The following is a 23,207-nucleotide window of genomic DNA, read 5'->3' on the forward strand; positions in this document are numbered from 1 at the left end:
AATGGTCGAAACCTTACTGGAAGTGCGTAACCTGAGTAAGACCTTTCGCTATCGCACCGGCCTGTTTCACCGTCAGACCGTCGAGGCGGTTAAACCGCTGAGCTTTACGCTGCGCGAAAAGCAGACGCTGGCGATTATCGGTGAAAACGGCTCGGGCAAATCGACCCTGGCAAAAATGCTCGCGGGTATGGTTGAGCCAAGCGGCGGTGAAATACTGATTGACGATCATCCTCTGGAATTTGGTGATTACTCTTTCCGCAGCCAGCGCATTCGGATGATTTTTCAGGATCCGTCAACGTCCCTCAACCCGCGCCAGCGTATTTCGCAGATCCTGGATTTCCCGCTGCGGTTGAATACCGACCTGGAGCCGGAAGCGCGTCGCAAACGGATTGTCGAAACCCTGCGTCTGGTAGGTCTCCTGCCCGACCATGTCAGCTATTACCCCCACATGCTGGCCCCTGGCCAAAAACAGCGTCTCGGACTGGCCCGCGCGCTGATCCTGCGCCCGAAGGTCATTATCGCCGACGAAGCGCTGGCGTCGCTGGACATGTCGATGCGTTCGCAACTCATCAACCTGATGCTGGAGCTACAGGAAAAGCAGGGGATATCGTATATCTACGTGACTCAGCACCTGGGCATGATGAAGCACATCAGCGATCAGGTGCTGGTGATGCACCAGGGTGAAGTCGTTGAGCGCGGCAGTACCGCTGATGTGCTGGCCTCCCCGCTCCACGACCTGACAAAACGCCTGATTGCCGGACACTTTGGTGAAGCATTGACGGCCGATGCGTGGCGGAAAGATCGTTAGCCGTTGCGTAACCCGCTTGCCAGCAGAGTAAACACCTCGATGGCATGCGGCAGCGTCTTCTGCGGCTCGTCACTCGCGGCAATCATCAAGGCAGCATTCAGCGCAACGCCGTTCAACAGATGGGCTGCGACTTTCGCATCCATTTTTTTAAGCACGTTGCGTTCGATTAATTTTTCGATGGTCTGGCGGGTCGACTCAAGACAGCTGTTCTGGCTGGGCCATTGCGCCGGATCGCCCAGAACGGCCGGACCGTCAAGAAGCACGATACGCTGAACTTCCGGAACGAGCGCCATGTTGATGTAGGCGATGCCTTCCGCCAGCAGTCTCTCCCAATCATCGTCTGTGGCCGCGGCAACGGCTTTCGCGTTGCCCGCCATTTCGCTGTCTATCTGCGCGACCACCGCCGCCAGTAACCCTTTCTTATCTCTGAAATTATGATACAGCGCACCGCGCGTTAACCCCACGCTTGCCGTCAGTTCATCCATCGACGCTGCAGCAAAGCCTTTCTCAGCAAACGCCTTTCGCGCCGCATGAATCAATTTTTCGCGATTTTCCTGAGCTGTTTCAGCACGACGTTTTGTAGCCATAGAACTTCCTATAAAAGCGATATTTTTAATTTGACATACGAGGCGTATGTGAATTACATTTTTTTTCACATACATTGCGTATGTTACTTCTCTTAAGTAACCACAACAACGCCTCTGACAGAAAAGGAAATGCCATGCATCCACGTAATCCTGTCTTCCCTGCCAATCGACATGCCCTTTATGAGGAGCATGGCTATTCGGCTGCTATTCGCTCTGGCGATCTGTTATTTGTTTCCGGTCAGGTCGGCAGCCGCAGCGATGGCACGCCTGAACCTGATTTCGCCGCTCAGGTGCAGTTGGCATTCGATAATTTACACGCGACTTTGGCCGCCGCAGGATGCACTTTTGACGATCTGATTGATGTCACGACGTTTCATACCGATCCAGAAAACCAGTTCCCTGTCATCATGGAGGTGAAAAAACTGGCGTTTCCGCAGCCACCTTACCCAAACTGGACGGCTATCGGCGTTAACTGGCTGGCCGGATTTGATTTTGAAATTAAGGTTATTGCCCGAATCCCCTCGCCAGCGAATTAATATCCGGCCGTCTTAGCGTGAAGCTTCTGGCCAACCTCTGGTTGGATGAGGCGAACCCAGCCCCCGGTGATATACTGCTGGAATACACACGAAATAGCCTGATAAAGAGTCAGTTCAACGTCTTTCGTGCGCGCAGTCACGGCACGTGAGCGAGAAATATCGTGACACAAGGGGCTGTGAGTGGGCTATAATTTCGAGCTAATTTCGAATGATTTTGAAATACTGCCTGTAACGCTATGAATTACAAGGCAAAATAAGCAATGAATATAAGGATTAAAGCTATGGGTTTTCTTTCCGGTAAGCGCATTCTGGTAACTGGCGTTGCCAGCAAACTGTCCATCGCATACGGCATCGCACAGGCTATGCATCGCGAAGGCGCTGAGCTGGCGTTCACCTACCAGAACGACAAGCTGAAAGGCCGTGTTGAAGAATTTGCCGCGCAGCTGGGTTCCAGCATTGTTCTGGAATGTGACGTTGCACAAGACGAAAGCATTGATGGCATGTTTGCTGAACTGGCTAAAGCATGGCCGAAATTCGACGGTTTCGTTCACTCCATCGGCTTCGCTCCGGGCGATCAGCTGGACGGCGACTACGTGAACGCGGTTACCCGTGATGGCTTCAAAATCGCCCATGACATCAGCTCCTACAGCTTCGTTGCGATGGCAAAATCCTGCCGCGCGATGCTGAACCCGGGCGCAGCCCTGCTGACCCTGTCCTACCTGGGCGCAGAACGCGCTATCCCTAACTACAACGTTATGGGTCTGGCGAAAGCATCTCTGGAAGCCAACGTGCGCTATATGGCGAACGCAATGGGTCCTGAAGGCGTGCGTGTTAACGCAATTTCTGCGGGTCCAATCCGTACTCTGGCCGCTTCCGGGATCAAAGATTTCCGTAAAATGCTGGCACATTGCGAAGCGGTTACCCCGATTCGTCGTACCGTTACCATCGAAGATGTGGGTAACTCTGCGGCATTCCTGTGCTCTGACCTTTCCGCAGGTATCTCCGGCGAAGTGGTTCACGTGGACGGCGGCTTCAACATCGCTGCCATGAACGAGCTGGAAATCAAATAAGTCTGTTACTCTCTTCCCGCCTGGGAAGAGAGTTTTCTCCCCTCCCCCGCACTTCGATATTCCGTTCTGCTATTTGTTATCACCTAACAATATTTTTCCCCTCATCCGCCTTACGCCAGGATATTGATCGCCATTTTGAGATCAAGGAACGCCCATGGAACAACGCCGTTTTTCCGGCAAAGGCCACTGGTATCACGAAACCCAGTCGAATCATTCGCAGACGGACGTTCTGCCGCTGGTGCCTGAAGCCGCTAACGTCGACGATCGTTTTTTGCTCGATTTAGCCCTGCCTGACGACATTGCCGCAAGCTGTTGTGGGTGGCTTACGCCAGCCCGAACCTTGTGCCGCCTCTTATTCCCGCTCGATACTCCCGTAAACCGTCTGCACACGCTTAGCGCCTACGACAGACTGAGCACGGCGTTGACGGTTTCCCAGGCGTGTGGCGTCCAGCGGCTCTGTAACCACTACGCGGCGCTCCTCGCCCCCCTTCCGGGCCCCGACTCTTCCCGGGAAAGCAATCGACGCCTTGCAGAAATCACTCAGTATGCCCGCCAGCTGGCGAGCTCCCCGGACGTCATTGACGATAAAGCGCAAACCCAGCTTGATGAGGTGGGACTGACAACGTATGACATTGTGCTTATCAACCAGATCATCGGCTTTACTGGTTTTCAGGCGCGGGCGGTTGCAGTGTTTCAGGCGCTGCTTGGCCATCCGGTACGCTGGCTACCGGGACACCACATTCAGCCCCATACACTACCGCTGAGCTTTACCCGATGGACAGCCACCCAGCCCGTAGTCGAACTAAAATATGCCAGTGCGGTTCAACTTGAGGCGCTCTCACGCTGGCAGGCCGAACCTGCGCTTTCAGCGCTCACGCCGGTTCTCTGCCATGAGCCGATGCTGCTGAATCTGACGGGCGAGATACTGGTTAACCACCCACAAAGCGAAGCCCAACCATCTGCATCGCTCTCAGCCGCCCATACGCTGCTGCTTACGTCTCCCGATCGTTTTAGCGCCGCCCAGTTAACGCCTCTCACGGAGGCCGGTATCCCGCCGGGCAAGGCAATTAACCTGTTAACCCACGGCGCTTTTAATGGCTGGCTGGACCGTCTTCGCGTGGCGCTTGGCAAAGAGGAATAACCACACGCTTTACCTAAAGAGCGCTTGCTGTAGCAGTGAGAATCGCGTAAAACTGTCAGCCGCTCAATGGCTACGAAAATAGAACATTATGTTTCAGGACAACCCGCTGCTAGCGCAGCTTAAACAGCAACTGCATTCCCAGACGCCGCGTGCAGAAGGGGTCGTAAAAGCCACGGAAAAGGGCTTTGGCTTTCTTGAAGTTGACGGACAGAAGAGCTACTTCATTCCGCCTCCTCAGATGAAGAAAGTGATGCATGGCGACCGCATTTCGGCCGTTATTCATACCGAAAAGGAACGAGAGTCTGCCGAGCCGGAAGCACTGATCGAACCTTTCCTGACCCGCTTTGTCGGGAAAGTGCATAAAAAAGACGATCGTCTTTCTATCGTACCGGATCATCCTCTCCTGAAAGATGCCATCCCTTGCCGCGCTGCGCGTGGCGTTGAGCATGACTTTATCGAGGGTGACTGGGCGGTTGCCGAAATGCGCCGTCATCCTTTAAAAGGCGATCGCGGTTTCTACGCCGAGCTGACCCAGTTCATCACCTTTGGCGACGACCATTTCGTCCCATGGTGGGTGACGCTGGCGCGCCACAACCTCGAAAAAGAAGCGCCGGATGGCGTAGCGACCAAAATGCAGGACGAAGGTCTTGAGCGTCGCGATCTGACAGCGCTGGACTTTGTCACCATCGACAGCGCCAGCACCGAGGATATGGACGATGCGCTGTATGCCGAAGAGGCAGCGGATGGCAAAATGCATCTGACCGTTGCCATCGCCGACCCTACCGCATGGATTGTCGAAGGCAGCAAGCTGGACGAAATGGCCAAAGTGCGTTCGTTCACCAACTACCTGCCGGGCTTCAACATCCCGATGCTGCCGCGCGAGCTTTCCGACGATCTCTGCTCCCTGCGTCCCCATGAAGTGCGTCCGGTACTGGCCTGCCGCATGACCATCGCGGCTGACGGTACCATTGAAGAAGATATCGAATTCTTCGCCGCCACCATCGAATCCAAAGCTAAACTGGCTTATGACAACGTGTCCGACTGGCTGGAAAATACCGGCAGCTGGAAGCCTGAATCCGATAATATCGCTGCGCAAATTCGTCTGCTGCATCGCGTCTGCCAGAGCCGCAGTGAGTGGCGCCAGACCCACGCCCTGGTATTTAAGGACCGCCCGGACTACCGCTTTGTGCTGGGGGAAAAAGGCGAAGTGCTCAACATCGTCGCCGAGCCACGCCGTATTGCCAACCGTATCGTTGAAGAAGCGATGATCTCCGCCAACATTTGCGCCGCACGCGTGCTGCGCGACAAGTTAGGCTTTGGCATTTACAACGTGCACACCGGCTTTGACCCGGCTAACACCGAAGCGCTGGCCGCCCTGCTCAAAACCCATGACGTCCACGTCGATCCGGAAGAGGTGCTGACCCTGCCAGGCTTCTGCAAGCTGCGCCGCGAGCTGGACGCACAGCCGTCAGGTTTCCTTGACAGCCGCATTCGCCGCTTCCAGTCCTTTGCGGAAATCAGCACGGAGCCAGGCCCGCACTTCGGTCTCGGTCTTGAGGCTTACGCCACCTGGACCTCCCCGATCCGTAAGTACGGCGACATGGTTAACCATCGTCTGCTGAAAGCGATCATCAAAGGGGAATCTGTTGCCCGGCCACAGGATGAGACTACGTTGCAGATGGCAGAGCGTCGCCGTCTGAACCGTATGGCGGAGCGTGATGTAGGCGACTGGTTGTACGCGCGTTTCCTGAATGATAAGGCAGGGACTGACACCCGTTTCCCGGCTGAAATCATTGACATCAGCCGCGGCGGTATGCGCGTGCGTCTGGTGGATAATGGCGCCGTTGCCTTTATTCCTGCCCCGTTCCTGCATGCCGTTCGCGACGAACTGGTTTGTAGCCAGGAAAACGGGACCGTGCAAATTAAAGGCGAAACGGTTTACAAAGTCACTGACGTGATTGATGTAAACATCGCTGAAGTCCGCATGGAAACCCGCAGCATTATCGCGCGCCCTGTCGCCTGATAACCGCGTAGACTCCCGGCCGTTCCGTTCAGGGATGGCCGGGAGTTCTCCCCAGTATTATCTCTCGCAAAATCATCGTTTTTTCTCACACTTTTCTGTTTCCTGCCGCCACATTTCGCCAGAATTATCTACAGTAAAAAGAGCCGTCATAGTCGACTGCAAATGAATAATTTGTGCGCTACTCAGCAGCCGCGGGAGAAAACGGGATGGACGATCTGGAGCAGAATTTGCTGTTTCGTTACATGGGTACGCATAGCCCCTGGTGGCGACTAACAGCAGACAGCAATGCTCTGCATCTTGCTGCCAGTGAAAGCGCTGACATCGTTCAGGTGGTTGCGCTGGACGATGAGCAGGCCGCTCTGATTCGCCAGCTCACCGTTATCACCGCCAGCATTGCCATGACCCTTCCCTTGTATGGTTTGGACGTTCCCGTCCATCTTGTCGGTCGTAAAATTAACAAAAATGAGTGGGCAGGAACGGCATCAGCATGGAACGACACGCCTTCCGTGGCGCGCGATCTGGCGCAGGGACTCTCCTTCGCCGAACAGGTGGTGTCCGAAGCTAACTCCGTAATTGTCATCCTCGACCAGAACGGGAATATTCAGCGCTTCAACCGTTTAAGTGAAGAATATACGGGCCTGAAGGAACAGGAAGTCATCGGGCAAAACGTGTTTAAACTGTTCATGAGCCGCAGCGAAGCCGCGGCCTCAAAACGCAACATCACCGGTTTTTTTCGTAACGGCAGCTCCTACGAAGTCGAACGCTGGATCAAGACCCGCAAGGGGCAACGCCTGTTTCTCTTCAGAAATAAATTCGTTCACAGCGGCAGCGGGAAAAATGAAATTTTCCTCATCTGTTCAGGTACCGACATCACGGAAGAGCGCCGGGCCCAGGAGCGCCTGCGCGTTCTCGCCAATACGGATACGATTACCGGTTTGCCTAACCGAAATGCCATTCATGAGCTGATCTCCGACGCCATCACCTCCCGGGGTGAAACGCAGGTGGGCGTGGTTTATCTCGATCTGGATAACTTTAAAAAAGTGAACGATGCCTATGGGCATATGTTTGGCGACCAGCTGCTACAGGCCGTTGCGCTGGCGATCCTGAGTTGCCTGGACGACGGACAAACCCTGGCGCGCCTGGGTGGGGATGAGTTTATCGTGATGGCCACCGATACCTCGCAGGGCGCGCTGGAAGCTATGGCGTCGCGCATTCTGACCCGACTGCGGCAGCCTTTCCGCATCGGGCTGATTGAGGTTTACACCGGCTGCTCGCTTGGTATCGCGCTTGCGCCCCAGCACGGTAACGATCGGGAAAGCGTCATTCGCAATGCCGACACCGCCATGTACACCGCCAAGGAAAATGGCCGGGGTAAATTCTGCGTCTTCTCGCCAGAGATGAACCAGCGCGTATTTGAATATCTGTGGCTGGATACCAACCTGCGTAAAGCGCTGGATAACGATCAGCTGTTAATTCACTACCAGCCAAAAATGACCTGGCGCGGCGAAGTCAGAAGTCTGGAGGCGCTGGTGCGCTGGCAGTCACCAGAGCGTGGCCTGATCCCGCCGATGGAATTTATCTCCTATGCGGAAGAGTCAGGGCTGATAGTGCCCCTTGGCCGCTGGGTTATGCTCGATGTGGTGCGCCAGGTGGCAAAATGGCGCGACAAAGGGATCAGCCTGCGCGTCGCGGTCAACGTTTCCGCCCGTCAGTTGGCGGACCAGACCATCTTCAGTGACCTGAAGCAGGCGCTGAAAGACCTGAATTTTGAATACTGCCCGATTGACGTGGAATTGACCGAAAGCTGTCTCATCGAAAATGAAGAGCTGGCCCTGTCAGTGATCCAGCAATTTAGCCGCCTGGGGGCGCAAATTCACCTTGATGACTTTGGTACGGGGTACTCTTCCCTGTCGCAGCTGGCGCGCTTCCCTATCGACGCCATCAAGCTTGACCAGTCCTTCGTCCGGGATATCCATAAGCAGTCCATTTCACAGTCGCTGGTGCGCGCGATAGTCGCCGTGGCACAGGCGTTGAATCTGCAGGTCATTGCTGAAGGGGTGGAGAGTGCAAAAGAAGACGCCTTTCTGACGAAGAATGGCGTCAACGAACGGCAGGGTTTTCTTTTTGCTAAGCCCATGCCCGCAGCCGCATTCGAGCGATGGCTAAAGCGCTATCAGGCCAGGAATGTCCGTTAGCTGGCTTTGCGTAAGCCCGTCGCCTGATGGCGATTTTGCAGCATAACCAGCCGCTCCATGTAGGCGATATCCTTCGGTTCAAGGCAGTAGGCGGCATCCACCCAATCCTCGGTAATGTCCATCAACTCGCTTCGCGGAAGTGGCAGAACACGCGTACGCGCGCGCAGCATGGCCCTTACGCCGTTCAGCTTCGGCTGTAGCGTGTCGATAAACGTCCGTACCGAAACATAGCTCTGTAACGGCTCGAATAAGAGATCCACAAGACCGTGCTGTTCATACCATTCCGCCGTATGCGACTCACCTTTATAGATCAGCGCCTCTGCCATTTTCATGCCGGCACGACGCGCCACCAGTGAATAACCGCCCATGCCCGGGAACAGATTGAACGCGATTTCCGGAAAGCCTAATCGGGCATCGCGCTGGGCCAGAATGAAATGATGCGCGAGCGCGGCTTCAAACCCGCCCCCTAACGCGCTTCCTTCCACCATCGCCAGCGTGACAGCACCGGTATCGAACCCTCGTGAGGCGGCATGAACGCAGTCCACACAGGCCCGGGCATAGGCGCGTAACGCTTCGCGTCGGTTGTTTTTGATGCACTCAACGAAGAATTGTAAATCACCGCCGGTATTGTAGATGTCAGGGACCAGCGATCCGGTGACCCAAAAATCAACGACATATCCGGACTGGCGAACCAGCCAGGAGAGATTCATGATCTCCTCGATCAGCGCATGATTGAAGCAAGGCCGTGGCGTGGCACGTAACATCATCCACACCGTGCGCCGTTCGGCCTCATAATAAGCCGCCAGTTGAGTGAATCGTTCAGCATCAGTAAACAATGTGCAGGTTGTCTGGTTGATAACTGTCATAGTCGAATTCCTCTTATAAAAAAGCGCGTTGCGCGCAGTTTTAGACTAATCCACCCCTACAACCCGCAGCATACGGGGGTTAAATTTGTCACTTTCATTTATGAACTTTGGTTATTGCATTTTTTACCTTCTCTTTTGAATCAATTTTCTGCATCATTGATAATATTAACTTTTCGCTTCAGGGTGAGCTTATGTCTAACATTGATGCAACAGCCGTGGCACAGCGTATTGATACTGTGCTGGATATTCTTGTCGCGGGCGATTATCACTCTGCTATCCGTAATCTTGAGATCCTCAAGTCTGAACTGCTGGCTGAGAACGGCACTGATAACGCATCAGAATCCACTCAACCAAAAGCCCCGTGGGAAGTGTAACCACGTCGTTTTCGCCCTTGCCTTTTAAATGGATGCTATGAATTCCCGACAACAAATCATTTTGCAGATGGTGATCGATCAGGGACGCGTAAGCGTAGTCGATCTCGCTAAAGCTACCGGCGTTTCTGAAGTCACCATTCGTCAGGATCTGAATCTTCTGGAAAAACAGAGCTACCTGCGGCGTGCGCACGGATATGCCGTTCCACTGGACAGCGACGACGTTGAAACCCGCATGATGAACAATTTTGCGCTCAAGCGGGAACTGGCGGAGTTTGCTGCATCCTTAGTGAATAACGGTGAGACCGTCTTTATTGAAAATGGCAGCAGTAACGCCCTTCTGGCGCGCACGCTTGCCGATCAAAAAGACGTTACCATCATTACCGTAAGCAGCTATATCGCCCATCTGTTGAAGGAAACTCGCTGCGAGGTCATTCTGCTGGGCGGCATTTACCAAAAGAAAAGCGAAAGCATGGTGGGGCCATTAACGCGTCAATATGTTCAGCAGGTTCACTTCAGTAAGGCATTCATTGGCATTGACGGCTGGCAGCCCGACACCGGCTTTACCGGTCGCGACATGATGCGTTCAGACGTGGTGAACGCCGTACTCGCCAAAGAGTGTGAAGCGATTGTGCTGACCGATAGCTCTAAGTTTGGCGCCGTACACCCTTATACGATGGGTCCGGCTTCGCGCTTCAGCCGTGTGATCACGGATGAGCGTTTACGCGATGAATATCGCCAGCAATTAGAACAAGACGGCCTGACTGTCGATATTGTAAAAAAAACGGCCTGATTATCCTGCTGCGCCCGAATAATGGGCGCACTTAAACCTTTCTCTGAGAGTATTCCGACCCTTCCTTTAAGAGTTTTTACCTGTTGAAACTGTTCTAAACACGTAAAATTAATATTAGCGATATAACAGGAAGTGACTATCACCTGCGTGATGATGTAACGCCTGCGCGACCAGCTTTCACGGGAACAGAATTTAAGTATGGATATTGTCTATACTTAAAGTGCATTCCTTTCCGTGAATCGATAATTCAGGAGAAAGTATTATGACCTTTACCAGCAAAAAATTAGCCGCCGCTGTTCTGGCAATCACTGTAGCAATGTCTCTGAGCGCTTGCTCTAACTGGTCTAAACGTGACCGTAACACCGCGATTGGTGCCGGTGCTGGTGCGCTTGGTGGTGCAGTATTAACGGATGGTAGTACGCTGGGTACATTAGGTGGTGCTGCCGTAGGTGGTATTATCGGTCACCAGGTGGGCAAATAATCACCATAACGGCTCTCACCGGTATAATAATATATTTTGTATTTTCAGGTCTGACTTACGCACGTAAAAAAAAGAGCCACGGCAATGTCCGTGGCTCATTTATTTTAACCGCCCGCCAGTTTGACTTTCATACCTTTGGCTTCCAGCAGCGTTTTAATTAAATCCCGCTTATCGCCCTGAATCTCAATTATGCCGTCTTTTAGTGCCCCACCGCATCCGCACTTCTTTTTAAGCTCAGCGGCGAGCTTTACCAGCTCTGCATCATCCAGATCAATGCCGGTGACAAGGCAAACGCCTTTCCCTTTTCTGCCACTGGTCTGGCGCTGAATACGCACGATTCCATCGCCTTTCGGACGTTCAGCTTTCTCTTTTGGCTCTTCAATGCGCCCGGTATCTGTTGAATAGACCAGACGAGTGTTGGCATCACGCATTATGCCCCCTTTTTCAGTGATGCATTAATCGCTTTCAGAGTCTCTGCCGGATGAGCGGATTGCGTCACCGGGCGACCAATTACCATATAGTCTACCCCCGCGCTCAGCGCCTGCTCTGGCGTCATGATGCGTCGCTGATCCCCTGACTCGCTGCCTGCCGGACGGATACCTGGCGTCACCAGTTTAAATTCGCGGCCTAACTCAGATTTGAAGCGAACCGCCTCCTGAGCTGAACAGACCACGCCATCAAGCCCACACTGTTTCGTGAGGCGCGCCAGACGCTCCGCATGTTCGGCAGGTGACAACGTCACACCCAGGTCACGAAGGTCAGATTCATCCATACTGGTCAGCACGGTGACGGCGATAAGAAGCGGAGCGTCATTGCCAAACGGAACCAGCGCTTCGCGCGCAGCCGTCATCATACGTGCCCCACCGGAGGCATGAACGTTAACCATCCACACACCCAGTTCAGCCGCCGCAGAAACGGCGTGGGCAGTGGTATTCGGAATATCGTGGAATTTCAGGTCGAGGAAAACGTCGAAACCACGCTGGTGCAGATCGCGGACGATTTGCGGACCGAACAGCGTAAACATCTCTTTGCCTACTTTAAGACGGCAATCCCGGGGATCAATACCATCAACAAAGGCCAGTGCGGCGTCACGGTTATTGTAATCCAGAGCAACAACTACAGGAGAATCGGTAACTACGCGGGAAGTGGAGGAAGTAACAGACGTCATGACCAGCCCTTTTCGTCTATGGGCGCGCAGCGGCGCGGAACAGATAAACGGCGTGCATTCTACCTGCCCTCGGGGTAAATGAACAGAATCGAATGCTTTTCCTGCTGAACCACAGACCGCACGGTGCTGAAAGAAATAATGCACTCTTTAGTATGTTGTAACTAAAATGGAGTGTTTTAAAAAATCACTGCCCGTCCAGACCACGAATTGGCTTGATGGTAGACCAGGCCCGGCAGGAAGGGCAATGCCAGTAGAGCGAATAGGCGGTGAAGCCGCATTTCTGGCAGCGATAGCGCGGCTTGCTCCGCACCTGTTCACCGACCATGTCTCGCAGCACCATCAGGCTCTCTTTAGCGCGCCCTTCTTCTGCATCGTTAAGATGATAATCCATCAGCTTGTGGAAGACGCGCATCGTCGGATGGCGCTGCAACTGACGGGTAATGTATACCTGGGCGGTATCACTCCCTTCGTGCTCTTCGACGACATCCGACAGCATCAGCTCGGCTGTGGCACCGGTGTTTTCTTCAACACAGCGGCGCAGGAATGCAACCCACTCGTCCTGCTTACCTAACTGCTGATAGCAGGTTTGCAGCATTTCCAGCGTTTCGCTGACCAGCTCTTTGTCCTGATCGATAACGCGAAGCAGGCTTTCCACGGCTTTGGCGTAATCACCATTAGCCATAAAGACCCGCCCCATCATTATCGAGATGCGGGCGCTGTTGCGATCGGCCGCGGCGCCTTTTTTTAGCAATGCCATGGCCTTATCCATGTCATCGCTACCCATTTGCTGAAGGGCCAGCTCGCAGTAAAAATGGGCAATTTCGACGCGCTGTTTGTCTTTGCCGAGTTTGACCAGCCGTTCGGCGGTATCAATCGCTTTTTGCCAGTCGCTGGTTGCCTGGTAGATTTGCAGAAGTTGCTGAAGCGCACCGATACGGAAATCGGTCTCATCCACCAGCTGAGAGAACATATCTTCTGCGCGATCGTACAGGCCCGCCGCCATGTAATCTCTGCCCAACTGTTGCACGGCCAGCAACCGTTGCTCATAGGTCAACGATGCGCTTTCCATCAGGGTCTGGTGGATACGGATGGCACGGTCAACCTCTCCGCGCGAGCGGAACAGGTTTCCCAGGGTGAGATGCGCCTCTACGGTGCCGGTATCCTCTTTGAGCATGTCGAGGAACAGATCGACCGCTTTATCCTGCTGATTGCTCAGCAGGAAGTTCACCCCCGCAACGTAGTCACGGGAGAGTCGGTTTGCTTCATCCTGTTTTGTTTGTTGCGCGCTTCTGCGGCCCATATACCAGCCATAGGCTGCGGCGACAGGCAAAAGCAGAAACAACAACTCCAGCATATTCGATTATTCCTTGACTACCGGCACACCAGAGCTCGCCGGAATGTCAGTCGCAGGCGTAAGTTGATGTTCAAGTCGTTTAATTTTACGTTCAGCGCGAACAAGGGAAACACGAACCTTAAGCCAGAACAGGCCACATACAAGCCAGCCGATGACAAAACCCGCTGCGAATAACACAGCCAGCAGGCTCGACACCCGGTACTCGCCCTGCGCCAGCAGATAGTTGAAACTTACCTGTTGATCGTTTTGCGCGCCCAATGTGACTGAAATGACAAAAATCGCCAACACCAGTAAGAAAATGAGTAAATATTTCACATGACTTCCCGTTATGTGGTTCGAGCGTATAAAGCGTGTTCAACTCACTGCAATCAGCCTTATAAGCTACCATTTTAGTGGCGGGCGCGAAACGGAAAAAGTAATGCGCCCTTCATGGATTTATGGTCAAAATGCGGAATATCAAGCTTCAGGTTCCGCCTGACTCCCTTTCGGCTATTTCTTCCTTCTCTTCCTGCGGTGGCGTCAGAGGCCCACAGAAACGTTGTGCAAGCCAGGTCGCCAGCGTCACCAGTACCCACGAAATCAGCGTAGCCACCACCAAATCACGCGGCCAGTGCATCCCCAGCAGCATCCGGCTGCCCATTACGCCTGTCGCCCAGACCAGCAAAATCGCAATCGTGAGGGTACGTCGACGTGGCCAAAGCAGCCCCACGCCGAGTAGCGCCCAGCTGGCAGCAAACATCGTATGTCCGGAAGGAAACGCAAAGCCGGTCTCTTTTTGCCAGTGTTTGCGTAAAAATGTCGGGATATCCTGCTGTTCCGCAAGCTGTTCTTTCACCAACGCCCCGCGATCCTTACGCTTTAAAGTGTAGAACTCATCTACCGGAATATGGTGCGTTTTTTCCAGCCAGATAACAAAGGGACGGGGTTCCTGCACGCGATCTTTCACCCACGACTTCACCCCCTGCCCGACAAGAATGGCGCCTCCGAGAATGGCAAATAATACCAGCGCCGCGCGAAGACGAAAGCGCAGGCACCACAGGAACCAGGCACAGAGCAGCACGTGCGTAATAATCCCCCAGGGCTGGGTGACCGTCTCAGTTATCCAGTATAAGGCTTTCAGCCACGTCTCGTTTTGTCCGGGCTTCCACATCCAGCCGGAGAACCAAACGATCAGGGGTATAACAAGCAATACGGCGGCGCCTGCGGCCGTGCGTCTGGCAATTGAAAGCATGTCCTCTCCTTTTTCACTAAGCACCACAATCATAACTGAATTTCCACCTCCTGGTGGATATGTCGGATCGTGCGTTTAACGTCCGTATAGCGTGGTGGTGATTAGGTGAAGTAGACGGGCTTGTGGCAAAATAGTCCAATACAGAAAGCAAAATGGGGCAAAGGCACGAAACGTGTCAGCCTGGTATGGAGAATCACATGCAGCTTAAACGTGTGGCAGAAGCCAAACTGCCAACCCCATGGGGCGATTTCCTGATGGTGGGTTTTGAAGAACTGGCAACCGGACAAGATCACGTCGCCCTGGTATACGGTGACATTTCGGGGCAGACGCCGGTACTGTCCCGCGTTCATTCTGAGTGTCTGACCGGTGACGCGCTCTTCAGCCTGCGCTGTGACTGCGGTTTCCAGCTCGAAGCCGCTCTTTCTCATATCGCAGAGGAAGGACGTGGCGTGCTGCTGTATCACCGCCAGGAAGGACGCAATATCGGTCTGCTGAATAAAATCCGCGCCTACGCGTTGCAGGATCAGGGCTATGATACCGTCGAAGCCAACCATCAGCTCGGCTTTGCTGCTGACGAGCGCGATTTCACCCTCTGCGCAGATATGTTCAAGCTGCTGGGCGTGGACGAAGTGCGTCTGTTGACCAATAACCCGAAAAAAGTGGAGATCCTCACTGAAGCGGGCATCAATATCGTTGAACGCGTGCCGCTGATTGTTGGCCGCAATCCGAAAAACGCGCACTACCTCGATACCAAAGCTGCAAAGATGGGGCACCTGCTGAGCGAGTAAACGCAAAACGCCCGGCACTTCTGCCGGGCGAGATTTATCAGTCCAGCATTTTACGAATCACATAATGTAAAATGCCGTCATTCTGGTAATAGGTTAGCTCTGTTGCCGTATCAATACGACACCGACAATCCAGCACTTCTGTTGTACCATCTGCCCGCGTTAACTTCACCGGAACGGTTTTACCCGGTTGCAGATTTTGCAGACCGCTGATATCAATCTGCTCTTCCCCGGTCAGACCCAGCGTTTTACGCGTTATGCCCTGCGGGAACTCCAGCGGCAGGATCCCCATCCCGATCAGGTTTGAGCGGTGGATACGTTCAAAGGATTCGGCAATCACCACGCGAACCCCGAGCAGACGTGGACCTTTAGCCGCCCAGTCGCGACTGGAACCAGAGCCGTACTCTTTACCGGCAATAACGGCCAGCGGCGTACCCTCCTGCTGATACTTCATGGCTGCGTCATAAATTGAAATGACCTCTGTATCTGGCAGGTGGCGCGTCATGCCCCCTTCCACGCCCGGGACCATTTCATTACGAATGCGGATGTTGGCAAATGTCCCGCGCATCATCACTTCGTGGTTACCGCGGCGCGAACCGTAGGAGTTAAAATCGCGACGTTCCACGCCACGGCTTTGCAGATACCGACCTGCCGGACTGTCCGCTTTGATGCTCCCCGCTGGTGAGATATGGTCAGTGGTGACGGAATCGCCCAGCATCGCCAGAATGCGCGCGCCGTGAATATCTTTCAGCGGTGCCGGCTCCGCCAGCATCTCATCGAAGAAGGGCGACAGGCGAATATAGGTGGAATCATCCTGCCAGTCATAGGTATCGGAACCCACCACGTCGATCGCTTTCCATTCCGCTGTACCTTCGAACACTTCCGCATACTCTTTGCGGAACATCTCGGTGGAAACTTTCTCTACCGCGCGCACAATTTCACGCGATGATGGCCAGATGTCTTTCAGATAGACAGGTTCATTTTTGCGATCGTGACCAATCGGATCGGTCGCCAGGTTAATGTTCATGTTTCCGGCCAGAGCATAGGCTACAACCAGCGGCGGCGAGGCCAGCCAGTTGGTTTTCACCAGCGGATGAATACGCCCCTCAAAGTTTCGGTTACCGGAAAGTACCGCGCCAACGGTCAAATCACCCTGCTTGATCGCCACTTCAATAGGCTCAGGCAGTGGACCAGAGTTACCGATGCAGGTCGTACAGCCGTAACCCACCAGATTAAAGCCCAACTCGTCGAGGTACGGCGTGAGTCTGGCCTGCGCCAGGTAATCGGAAACCACTTTCGAACCAGGCGCCAGGGACGCCTTAACCCACGGCTGTGGCTTGAGTCCCAGTTCTACCGCTTTTTTTGCCAGCAGCCCGGCAGCCATTAACACACTCGGGTTGGACGTGTTGGTACAGGAAGTGATAGCGGCGATTACCACGGCGCCGTCAGGGAGCTGATACTGATGCCCGTTCAGAACATAGTCCACAGGACGGTGATCTTTTTGCGCGGCGTTAACCTCCAGCTCATTGCTGGCGGCAAAGGCTTTCGGAACGTTGCTCAGGGCGACGCGGTCCTGCGGTCGTTTCGGCCCTGCGAGGCTTGCCTCAACGGTGCCCATATCCAGTTCCAGCGTGCTGGTAAATACCGGCTCGTCACCCGGGTTACGCCACATGCCCTGCGCTTTGGTGTAGGCCTCTACGAGCGCCACCTGCTCCTCGCTGCGACCACTGAGGCGCATATACTCAAGCGTAACGCTATCAATCGGGAAAAAGCCGCAGGTCGCACCATATTCCGGCGCCATGTTGGCGATGGTGGCCCGGTCCGCCAGCGGCAGTGAATCCAGACCATCACCATAAAATTCAACGAATTTACCCACCACGCCATGCTTACGCAGCATCTGGGTGACCGTCAGAACCAGATCCGTGGCGGTAATGCCTTCGGACAATTTACCGGTCAACTTAAAGCCCACCACATCGGGAATGAGCATCGATACCGGCTGGCCGAGCATGGCCGCTTCCGCTTCAATACCACCGACGCCCCAGCCCAGAACGCCAAGGCCGTTAATCATGGTCGTGTGTGAATCGGTGCCCACCAGCGTATCCGGGTAAGCCACCCACTCTTTATCCTGCAATTCACTCCAGACGGCTTTGCCGAGATATTCCAGGTTGACCTGGTGACAAATGCCGGTGCCTGGTGGAACAACGCTGAAGCGGCTGAACGCCTGCTGACCCCATTTGAGGAAGACATAGCGTTCATGGTTACGTTCCATCTCCAGACGGACGTTTTCACCGAAAGCATCGTCGTCACCAAAGTGATCGACGGTGACGGAGTGGTCGATGACGAGGTCTACCGGTGAGAGCGGGTTCACCTTAGCCGTATCGCCCCCGAGACGCTTAACAGCTTCACGCATGGCGGCCAAGTCCACAACCGCCGGCACGCCGGTGAAATCCTGCATCAATACCCTGGCCGGGCGGTAGGCAATTTCTTTGTCTGCATGAGCATTTTTCAGCCACCCTGCCAGAGCCTGGATATCCTCCTCGGTAACCGAGTCGCCATCTTGCCAGCGCAAGAGGTTTTCCAGTAGTACTTTCAACGACTTGGGTAACCGCGAAATGTCCCCAAGCGTCCTGGCAGCCAGCGGTAAGCTGTAGTAGCGCCAGGTTTTATTTTCCGCCTGTAATGTGTCCTTACTGGCTTCGCGTAGGGTTAACGACATAAGCTCCTCCTTAAAAACAGGGATGTCCTGACAATCATCAGGGCTGTAATTAAAGATAACACAAAGATGTCGTAACGTTTTGATAACAACCCAAATTGATAAATTTAGGAATGGTCCAACGCGAGGGATTAAACAAAAAACCCCGCCGTGGCGAGGTTTTACGATTTAGTGTAAGGCCAGCCAGAGGAGCTGACACCAGAAGAGGATCGACGCTGAGAATACGCCGAGCCATGACCAGTATTTTACGGTTGTCATGTTATTCATCATAGGGACACCAGACTTTAATTATTTAAGGATGCGAGGTCTGCCCTCGTTCTATATTGCTGATGTGTATTTATTAAGGAGTACAAAAGTGCACAGTCTTTATTCAGACTATTTGCATCATTACGCAAAAATCAAAATTATTGTTTTTTGGGTTCGTCTTCTGCGAACACATCAATAAAGGCCTGCTGCTGTGGCGTCAGTTGCCAGGAGGCTGGCACGCTGGTTGCTGGCGCCTTACGCGCTTTGTGAGCATTGTCACGAAGCTGACACATCTCTTTTCTCGCGTCAGTACGCACCGTCATGACCATATTCAACCCCAATATTTCCAGACGAGAAGAGCAACAACCACCCAGAACAGGGCAGAGCCGAGAAAGACCGCCAGCCAGGCTTTACGCTTAAGCGCGGGATCCCTTTGCGGTTCTTCACTTCCTGACGGCATTGCTAACCTCATACAATCGATATCGCTTATCATTTAGAGACCAAACAATTGGCACAAGTAATCATCTGATGAGATAAATCCTAAAGAAACTTTAGCCGAAAAGCCAGTGAATTTACGAATCTGAGCCTGGGAAAATTCAATCTTTTGACCAGAAATAAATAATTGAAAAGAATAATTTGCACACCTGTAAATTAGTTTCTACTTTTGTCGCAAATTTGCGACAGTAAAACCCTATTCATCAAATGGGTTATGACGATATATGACAGTAGGCGCAGATGAGGTTAATTCTAATTTAGATTTAAAGGGGGAAACCGGTATCTTTCCAGAAGAGAAAGATACCGGGTGTAATTATTTGGCAGGAAGTTTGATGTCTTTAAACATCTCTTCGATGTCTTCATTGGAGCGTAACGCCACGGCCGTGTCGACCACGTCACGCGTTAAATGCGGTGCGAAGCGCTGAATAAAATCATACATATAGCTGCGAAGGAACGTGCTGCGACGAAAACCTATCTTGGTGGTGCTGTGGCTGAAGATATCATGCGCGTCCAGACGCACCAGATCCGGGTCTGATACAGGATCCACCGCCATGCTGGCAATAACGCCTACGCCCAGACCCAGACGCACGTACGTTTTAATGACGTCCGCATCCGTTGCAGTGAAGACGATCCGTGGCGTTAATCCGGCGCGGTTAAAGGCGGTGTCTAGCTCAGAACGGCCCGTAAATCCGAACGTATAGGTAACCAGCGGGTATTGCGCCAGCTCTTCGATTGTCACTTCGCCCTTCCCCGCCAGCGGATGATCGGGGGTCACGACAATAGAGCGGTTCCAGTGGTAGCACGGGAGCATGACCAGATCATCGTACAGATGGAGCGCTTCCGTCGCGATAGCGAAGTCTGCATTGCCTTTAGACACGGCCTCTGCGATTTGCGTCGGTGAGCCCTGATGCATATGCAGGGAAACGCGGGGATAGCGTTCTATGAAGCCTTTGATCACCCCGGGAAGCGCATAACGCGCCTGCGTGTGCGTGGTGGCAATATAAAGGGAGCCTTTATCCGGCCAGGTATGTTCCCCGGCGACGGATTTAATGGCGTCGACTTTGGAAAGCACTTCTCGTGCGATGCGAATGATTTCCTGCCCTGCCGGCGTGACCTGAGTCAGGTGCTTACCGCTGCGGGCAAATATCTGAATACCTAATTCATCCTCCAGCATACGCACCTGCTTACTGATGCCAGGCTGAGAGGTATAAAGACCTTCTGCGGTGGAAGAAACATTGAGGTTATGATTGACGACCTCAACGATATAGCGAAGCTGCTGTAATTTCATGCCAGACCATCCGATTTAGCGCATGCGTCAATCGCTTAATACGATTTGATAATAAGAAACGGGTTAACTATAACCACTATATCATTTATAGCCAGGCTGTATAGTACGGAACAAAAAATAATAACAACGTAATAAAAAAAGGGCCGGAAGTCCGGCCCTTTCAAAGGTAAGTTACGGTAAGTGAAGATTATTTTTTACCTTCAACCCATTTCCCGTCGACAAAGAAGGCTGACCAACCGGTCGCTTTACCCTCTTTCTCTGCCGCCACGTACTGCTGCTTCGTTTTACGGCTGAAGCGCACCACGGTTTTGTTGCCTTCCGGATCCTGCTGTGGCGCATCGGCCAGGTAACGCAGTTTCTCCGGCAGGCGGTCACGGAAGCGGTACAGCTCTTCTACCAGCGGCGCACGGGTTTCGCGCGATTTCGGGAAGGTGTTGGCCGCCAGAAATACCCCGGCAGCGCCGTCACGCAGCACGAAATACGCATCTGACTTCTCGCACGGCAGCTCAGGAAGCGGAACCGGATCTTCCTTCGGCGGCGCAACTTCACCGTTACGCAGGATCTTACGCGTGTTTTTACAGTCGTCGTTGGTACATGCCATGTACTTACCGAAGCGTCCCATTTTCAGGTGCATTTCGGAACCACATTTCTCACACTCAACGATCGGACCGTCATAGCCCTTAATGCGGAACTCACCTTCTTCGATCTCATAACCGTCGCAGGTTGGGTTATTACCGCAAACGTGCAGTTTACGTTTTGGATCGATCAGGTAGCTGTCCATCGCCGTGCCGCATTTCTTACAGCGGCGCTTGGCGCGCAGCGCGTTGGTCTCCGCATCGTCACCTTCCAGCACGTTGAGAACTTCGTTCTCCGGCACGAGGTTGATAGTGGTTTTGCAACGCTCTTTCGGCGAAAGCGCATAACCAGAACAGCCGAGGAACACGCCCGTGGTTGCGGTACGGATCCCCATTTTACGGCCACAGGTTGGGCAGTCGATGCTGGTCAGTACCATCTGGTTAGGCAGCATGCCGCCTTCTTCAGGATCTTTCTCAGCTTTCTCAAGCTGGTTGGTAAAATCGCTGAAGAAGCTGTCGAGAACTTTCTTCCACTCGGCCTTATGGCTGGCAACCTCATCGAGACTGTCCTCCATCTGCGCGGTGAAGTCATAGTTCATCAACTCACGGAAGTTAGCTTCCAGACGGTCGGTAACAATCTCACCCATTTTTTCAGCATAGAAACGACGGTTCTCAACGCGAACGTATCCACGATCCTGAATGGTCGAAATGATCGACGCATAGGTAGACGGGCGACCGATGCCGCGTTTTTCCAGCTCTTTTACCAGCGACGCTTCGCTGAAACGCGCAGGCGGCTTGGTGAAGTGCTGGGCCGGTACCAGATCAACCAGCGACAGCTCGTCGCCTTTGTTGACGGAAGGCAGAGTTCTGTCTTCATCACCTTTACGCAGCGCAGGCATCACTTTTGTCCAGCCGTCGAAACGCAGAATGCGGCCGCGCGCTTTCAGGCGGAAATCACCCGCGCCAACGGTCAGCGTAGTGGAGTCGTATTTCGCTGGCGTCATCTGGCAGGCCACGAACTGGCGCCAGATCAGCTGATACAGCTTCTGGGCGTCCGCTTCCATATCTTTAAGAGATTCCGCCAGAACGGAAACGTCAGAAGGACGGATCGCTTCGTGCGCTTCCTGAGAATTCTCTTTACTGGCGTACTGATTAGGGCTGTCCGGCAGGTATTTCTTACCGAAGTTGTCCTCGATATAGCCACGCACCATGCTGACAGCGTCCTGGCTCAGGTTGGTGGAGTCAGTACGCATGTAGGTGATGTAACCCGCTTCATACAAACGCTGGGCCATCATCATGGTTTTCTTCACGCCGTAACCCAGACGCGTACTTGCCGCCTGCTGAAGCGTTGACGTGATAAACGGTGCGCCAGGCTTGCTGCTGGTCGGTTTGTCTTCACGATCCAGCACCTGATAACGCGCTTTTTCCAGCAGCGCTACGGCGGCCATGGTCTGATCGCGATTTTCAGGACGGAACGGTTTGTCGTTGTGGTGGCTCACCTGCAACGGCAGCGCATCGCCGCCCGGCGTGGTGACATTCGCATCCACTTCCCAGAACTCTTCCGGGACAAACGCTTTGATCTCGCGTTCACGTTCGACAACAAGACGAACAGCCACAGACTGCACACGTCCCGCAGACAGGCCGCGAGCGACCTTTTTCCACAGCAACGGCGAAACCATGTAGCCTACAACGCGGTCCATAAAGCGACGCGCCTGCTGAGCGTTAACACGGTCGATATTCAGTTCACCCGGCTTTTCAAACGCCTGACGAATCGCATTCTTTGTAATTTCGTTAAACACTACACGGCTGTAGCGTTTGTCATCACCCCCAATCACTTCCCGCAGGTGCCATGCGATGGCCTCCCCTTCGCGGTCAAGGTCGGTTGCGAGATAAATGTGGTCTGCTTTTTCAGCAAGCTGTTTCAGCTCGTTAACGACTTTTTCTTTGCCTGGCAGCACTTCGTATTGTGCATCCCAGTTGTGCCATGGGTTAACACCCATGCGGTTGACAAGCGCGCTACGTTCATCCTTTTTAGGCTTTTTAGCCCCTTTGGTGGAGGTAGAGTCTGCGCTCTTTTTGCTGGCTGAGCCACTTGTCGGCAAATCGCGAATGTGACCAACGCTGGACTTAACCACGTAGTCATTGCCCAGATATTTATTGATCGTTTTGGCTTTTGCCGGGGACTCAACGATGACGAGAGCTTTACCCATATTCACCTTTACCTAATTTAATTCTTCCAGGAATACGCCGCACGTTGATTTCCCTTCCGCTGACGACGAGCCATTGATATTGCGACGTCGTCAGGGGATATCAACCCCTTTGTCTTACCGAACGTCAGTATGGCGACATCCAGGTCATTGAGTTTTCGGGTATTTTTCTCACATCAAAGTTCATTCGTGACGAATTCCCGGTCGAATGTCAAGCAATTCTGTTGCCAGAATGACGAAAGCGCACACTGTACCTGATAAAATTCGTTACGCA

Annotated in this window: 23 protein-coding genes; 10 read left to right on the forward strand and 13 right to left on the reverse strand. The window is 53.4% G+C overall.

From position 1 onward, the window contains the following. Window position 1: 1 nt before the first annotated feature. A complete protein-coding gene (gene sapF, locus ACQG1K_RS11990; protein WP_003856838.1) occupies window positions 2-808 on the forward strand; it encodes a putrescine export ABC transporter ATP-binding protein SapF in 807 nt (268 codons plus the stop codon). Here sapF and ACQG1K_RS11995 read toward each other — a convergent pair. Further along, window positions 805-1,395, reverse strand: a complete 591-nt coding sequence (locus tag ACQG1K_RS11995) for a TetR/AcrR family transcriptional regulator (protein WP_022648309.1) — start codon at window positions 1,393-1,395, stop codon at window positions 805-807. The two genes, sapF and ACQG1K_RS11995, sit on opposite strands and share 4 nt — an antisense overlap. Before the next feature lie 134 nt (window positions 1,396-1,529). On the opposite strand from ACQG1K_RS11995, the gene ACQG1K_RS12000 reads away from it, so the two are divergent. From ACQG1K_RS12000 to pdeR, 5 genes are all read left to right on the forward strand, one after another. Next, complete coding sequence (locus ACQG1K_RS12000) at window positions 1,530-1,931, forward strand: RidA family protein (RefSeq protein ID WP_063152571.1); 402 nt, start codon at window positions 1,530-1,532, stop codon at window positions 1,929-1,931. Window positions 1,932-2,212: 281 nt separating this feature from the next. Beyond that, window positions 2,213-3,001 carry an enoyl-ACP reductase FabI gene (fabI, locus tag ACQG1K_RS12005; RefSeq protein WP_003856831.1) on the forward strand — a complete coding sequence of 263 codons (789 nt, stop codon included), beginning with the start codon at window positions 2,213-2,215 and terminating at the stop codon, window positions 2,999-3,001. 154 nt (window positions 3,002-3,155) lie between these two features. After that, on the forward strand, window positions 3,156-4,142 hold the full coding sequence (locus ACQG1K_RS12010; RefSeq protein WP_023300250.1) for an oxidoreductase: 987 nt from the start codon (window positions 3,156-3,158) through the stop codon (window positions 4,140-4,142). Between the two features lie 88 nt (window positions 4,143-4,230). Further along, window positions 4,231-6,165: an exoribonuclease II gene (locus ACQG1K_RS12015; protein WP_108367632.1), complete on the forward strand. Its 1,935-nt coding sequence runs from the start codon at window positions 4,231-4,233 to the stop codon at window positions 6,163-6,165. Window positions 6,166-6,371: 206 nt separating this feature from the next. Beyond that, window positions 6,372-8,360 (forward strand): cyclic di-GMP phosphodiesterase, encoded by a 1,989-nt coding sequence (gene pdeR, locus ACQG1K_RS12020; RefSeq protein ID WP_367074639.1) that lies wholly within the window; start codon window positions 6,372-6,374, stop codon window positions 8,358-8,360. Here the strand turns inward: pdeR and ACQG1K_RS12025 are convergent. Further along, entirely contained in the window at window positions 8,357-9,226 is an 870-nt protein-coding gene (locus ACQG1K_RS12025) for a crotonase/enoyl-CoA hydratase family protein (protein WP_367074412.1), read from the reverse strand. The two genes, pdeR and ACQG1K_RS12025, sit on opposite strands and share 4 nt — an antisense overlap. Before the next feature lie 191 nt (window positions 9,227-9,417). On the opposite strand from ACQG1K_RS12025, the gene ACQG1K_RS12030 reads away from it, so the two are divergent. The 3 genes from ACQG1K_RS12030 to osmB all read left to right on the forward strand — a co-directional run bounded on the left by ACQG1K_RS12030 (window position 9,418) and on the right by osmB (window position 10,871). Then, complete coding sequence (locus ACQG1K_RS12030) at window positions 9,418-9,600, forward strand: hypothetical protein (protein ID WP_022648315.1); 183 nt, start codon at window positions 9,418-9,420, stop codon at window positions 9,598-9,600. Between the two features lie 37 nt (window positions 9,601-9,637). Beyond that, window positions 9,638-10,390, forward strand: coding sequence for a DNA-binding transcriptional regulator YciT (locus ACQG1K_RS12035; protein WP_022648316.1), 753 nt, complete (start codon window positions 9,638-9,640; stop codon window positions 10,388-10,390). A gap of 262 nt (window positions 10,391-10,652) precedes the next feature. Further along, window positions 10,653-10,871, forward strand: coding sequence for an osmotically-inducible lipoprotein OsmB (osmB, locus tag ACQG1K_RS12040; protein ID WP_003856823.1), 219 nt, complete (start codon window positions 10,653-10,655; stop codon window positions 10,869-10,871). 104 nt (window positions 10,872-10,975) lie between these two features. Here osmB and yciH read toward each other — a convergent pair whose 3' ends face one another. From yciH to pgpB, 5 genes are all read right to left on the reverse strand, one after another. Continuing rightward, the gene (gene yciH, locus ACQG1K_RS12045) at window positions 10,976-11,302 is read right to left on the reverse strand and encodes a stress response translation initiation inhibitor YciH (RefSeq protein WP_038416160.1); all 327 of its coding nucleotides are present in this window, start codon (window positions 11,300-11,302) and stop codon (window positions 10,976-10,978) included. Further along, entirely contained in the window at window positions 11,302-12,039 is a 738-nt protein-coding gene (gene pyrF / locus ACQG1K_RS12050; protein ID WP_367074409.1) for an orotidine-5'-phosphate decarboxylase, read from the reverse strand. The genes yciH and pyrF overlap by 1 nt, the downstream gene beginning before the upstream one ends. Window positions 12,040-12,223: 184 nt before the next feature. Then, a complete protein-coding gene (lapB, locus tag ACQG1K_RS12055; RefSeq protein ID WP_003856819.1) occupies window positions 12,224-13,393 on the reverse strand; it encodes a lipopolysaccharide assembly protein LapB in 1,170 nt (389 codons plus the stop codon). A 6-nt stretch (window positions 13,394-13,399) separates the two neighbouring features. Further along, window positions 13,400-13,708 (reverse strand): LapA family protein, encoded by a 309-nt coding sequence (locus tag ACQG1K_RS12060; RefSeq protein WP_006810839.1) that lies wholly within the window; start codon window positions 13,706-13,708, stop codon window positions 13,400-13,402. Window positions 13,709-13,856: 148 nt separating this feature from the next. Continuing rightward, window positions 13,857-14,624 (reverse strand): phosphatidylglycerophosphatase B, encoded by a 768-nt coding sequence (gene pgpB, locus ACQG1K_RS12065; protein WP_032622464.1) that lies wholly within the window; start codon window positions 14,622-14,624, stop codon window positions 13,857-13,859. A gap of 197 nt (window positions 14,625-14,821) precedes the next feature. On the opposite strand from pgpB, the gene ribA reads away from it, so the two are divergent. After that, window positions 14,822-15,412 carry a GTP cyclohydrolase II gene (gene ribA, locus ACQG1K_RS12070; protein ID WP_013096372.1) on the forward strand — a complete coding sequence of 197 codons (591 nt, stop codon included), beginning with the start codon at window positions 14,822-14,824 and terminating at the stop codon, window positions 15,410-15,412. 37 nt (window positions 15,413-15,449) lie between these two features. Here the strand turns inward: ribA and acnA are convergent, their stop codons facing one another. From acnA to topA, 6 genes are all read right to left on the reverse strand, one after another. Further along, a complete protein-coding gene (gene acnA, locus ACQG1K_RS12075; protein ID WP_426720850.1) occupies window positions 15,450-18,125 on the reverse strand; it encodes an aconitate hydratase AcnA in 2,676 nt (891 codons plus the stop codon). A 165-nt stretch (window positions 18,126-18,290) separates the two neighbouring features. Continuing rightward, window positions 18,291-18,389, reverse strand: coding sequence for a small membrane protein YmiC (gene ymiC, locus ACQG1K_RS12080; RefSeq protein ID WP_032103392.1), 99 nt, complete (start codon window positions 18,387-18,389; stop codon window positions 18,291-18,293). A 137-nt stretch (window positions 18,390-18,526) separates the two neighbouring features. Then, window positions 18,527-18,691 (reverse strand): hypothetical protein, encoded by a 165-nt coding sequence (locus ACQG1K_RS12085; protein ID WP_162181317.1) that lies wholly within the window; start codon window positions 18,689-18,691, stop codon window positions 18,527-18,529. 8 nt (window positions 18,692-18,699) lie between these two features. Next, window positions 18,700-18,840: a YmiA family putative membrane protein gene (locus tag ACQG1K_RS12090; protein ID WP_096168876.1), complete on the reverse strand. Its 141-nt coding sequence runs from the start codon at window positions 18,838-18,840 to the stop codon at window positions 18,700-18,702. Window positions 18,841-19,176: 336 nt separating this feature from the next. Beyond that, complete coding sequence (gene cysB, locus ACQG1K_RS12095) at window positions 19,177-20,151, reverse strand: HTH-type transcriptional regulator CysB (RefSeq protein ID WP_006810844.1); 975 nt, start codon at window positions 20,149-20,151, stop codon at window positions 19,177-19,179. A gap of 187 nt (window positions 20,152-20,338) precedes the next feature. Then, a complete protein-coding gene (gene topA, locus ACQG1K_RS12100; RefSeq protein ID WP_022648322.1) occupies window positions 20,339-22,936 on the reverse strand; it encodes a type I DNA topoisomerase in 2,598 nt (865 codons plus the stop codon). Between the last annotated feature and the right edge of the window lie 271 nt (window positions 22,937-23,207).

The sequence above is a fragment of the Enterobacter cloacae complex sp. 402C9 genome (assembly GCF_050030745.1).
In the GTDB taxonomy this organism is placed as follows: Bacteria; Pseudomonadota; Gammaproteobacteria; order Enterobacterales; family Enterobacteriaceae; genus Enterobacter; species Enterobacter intestinihominis.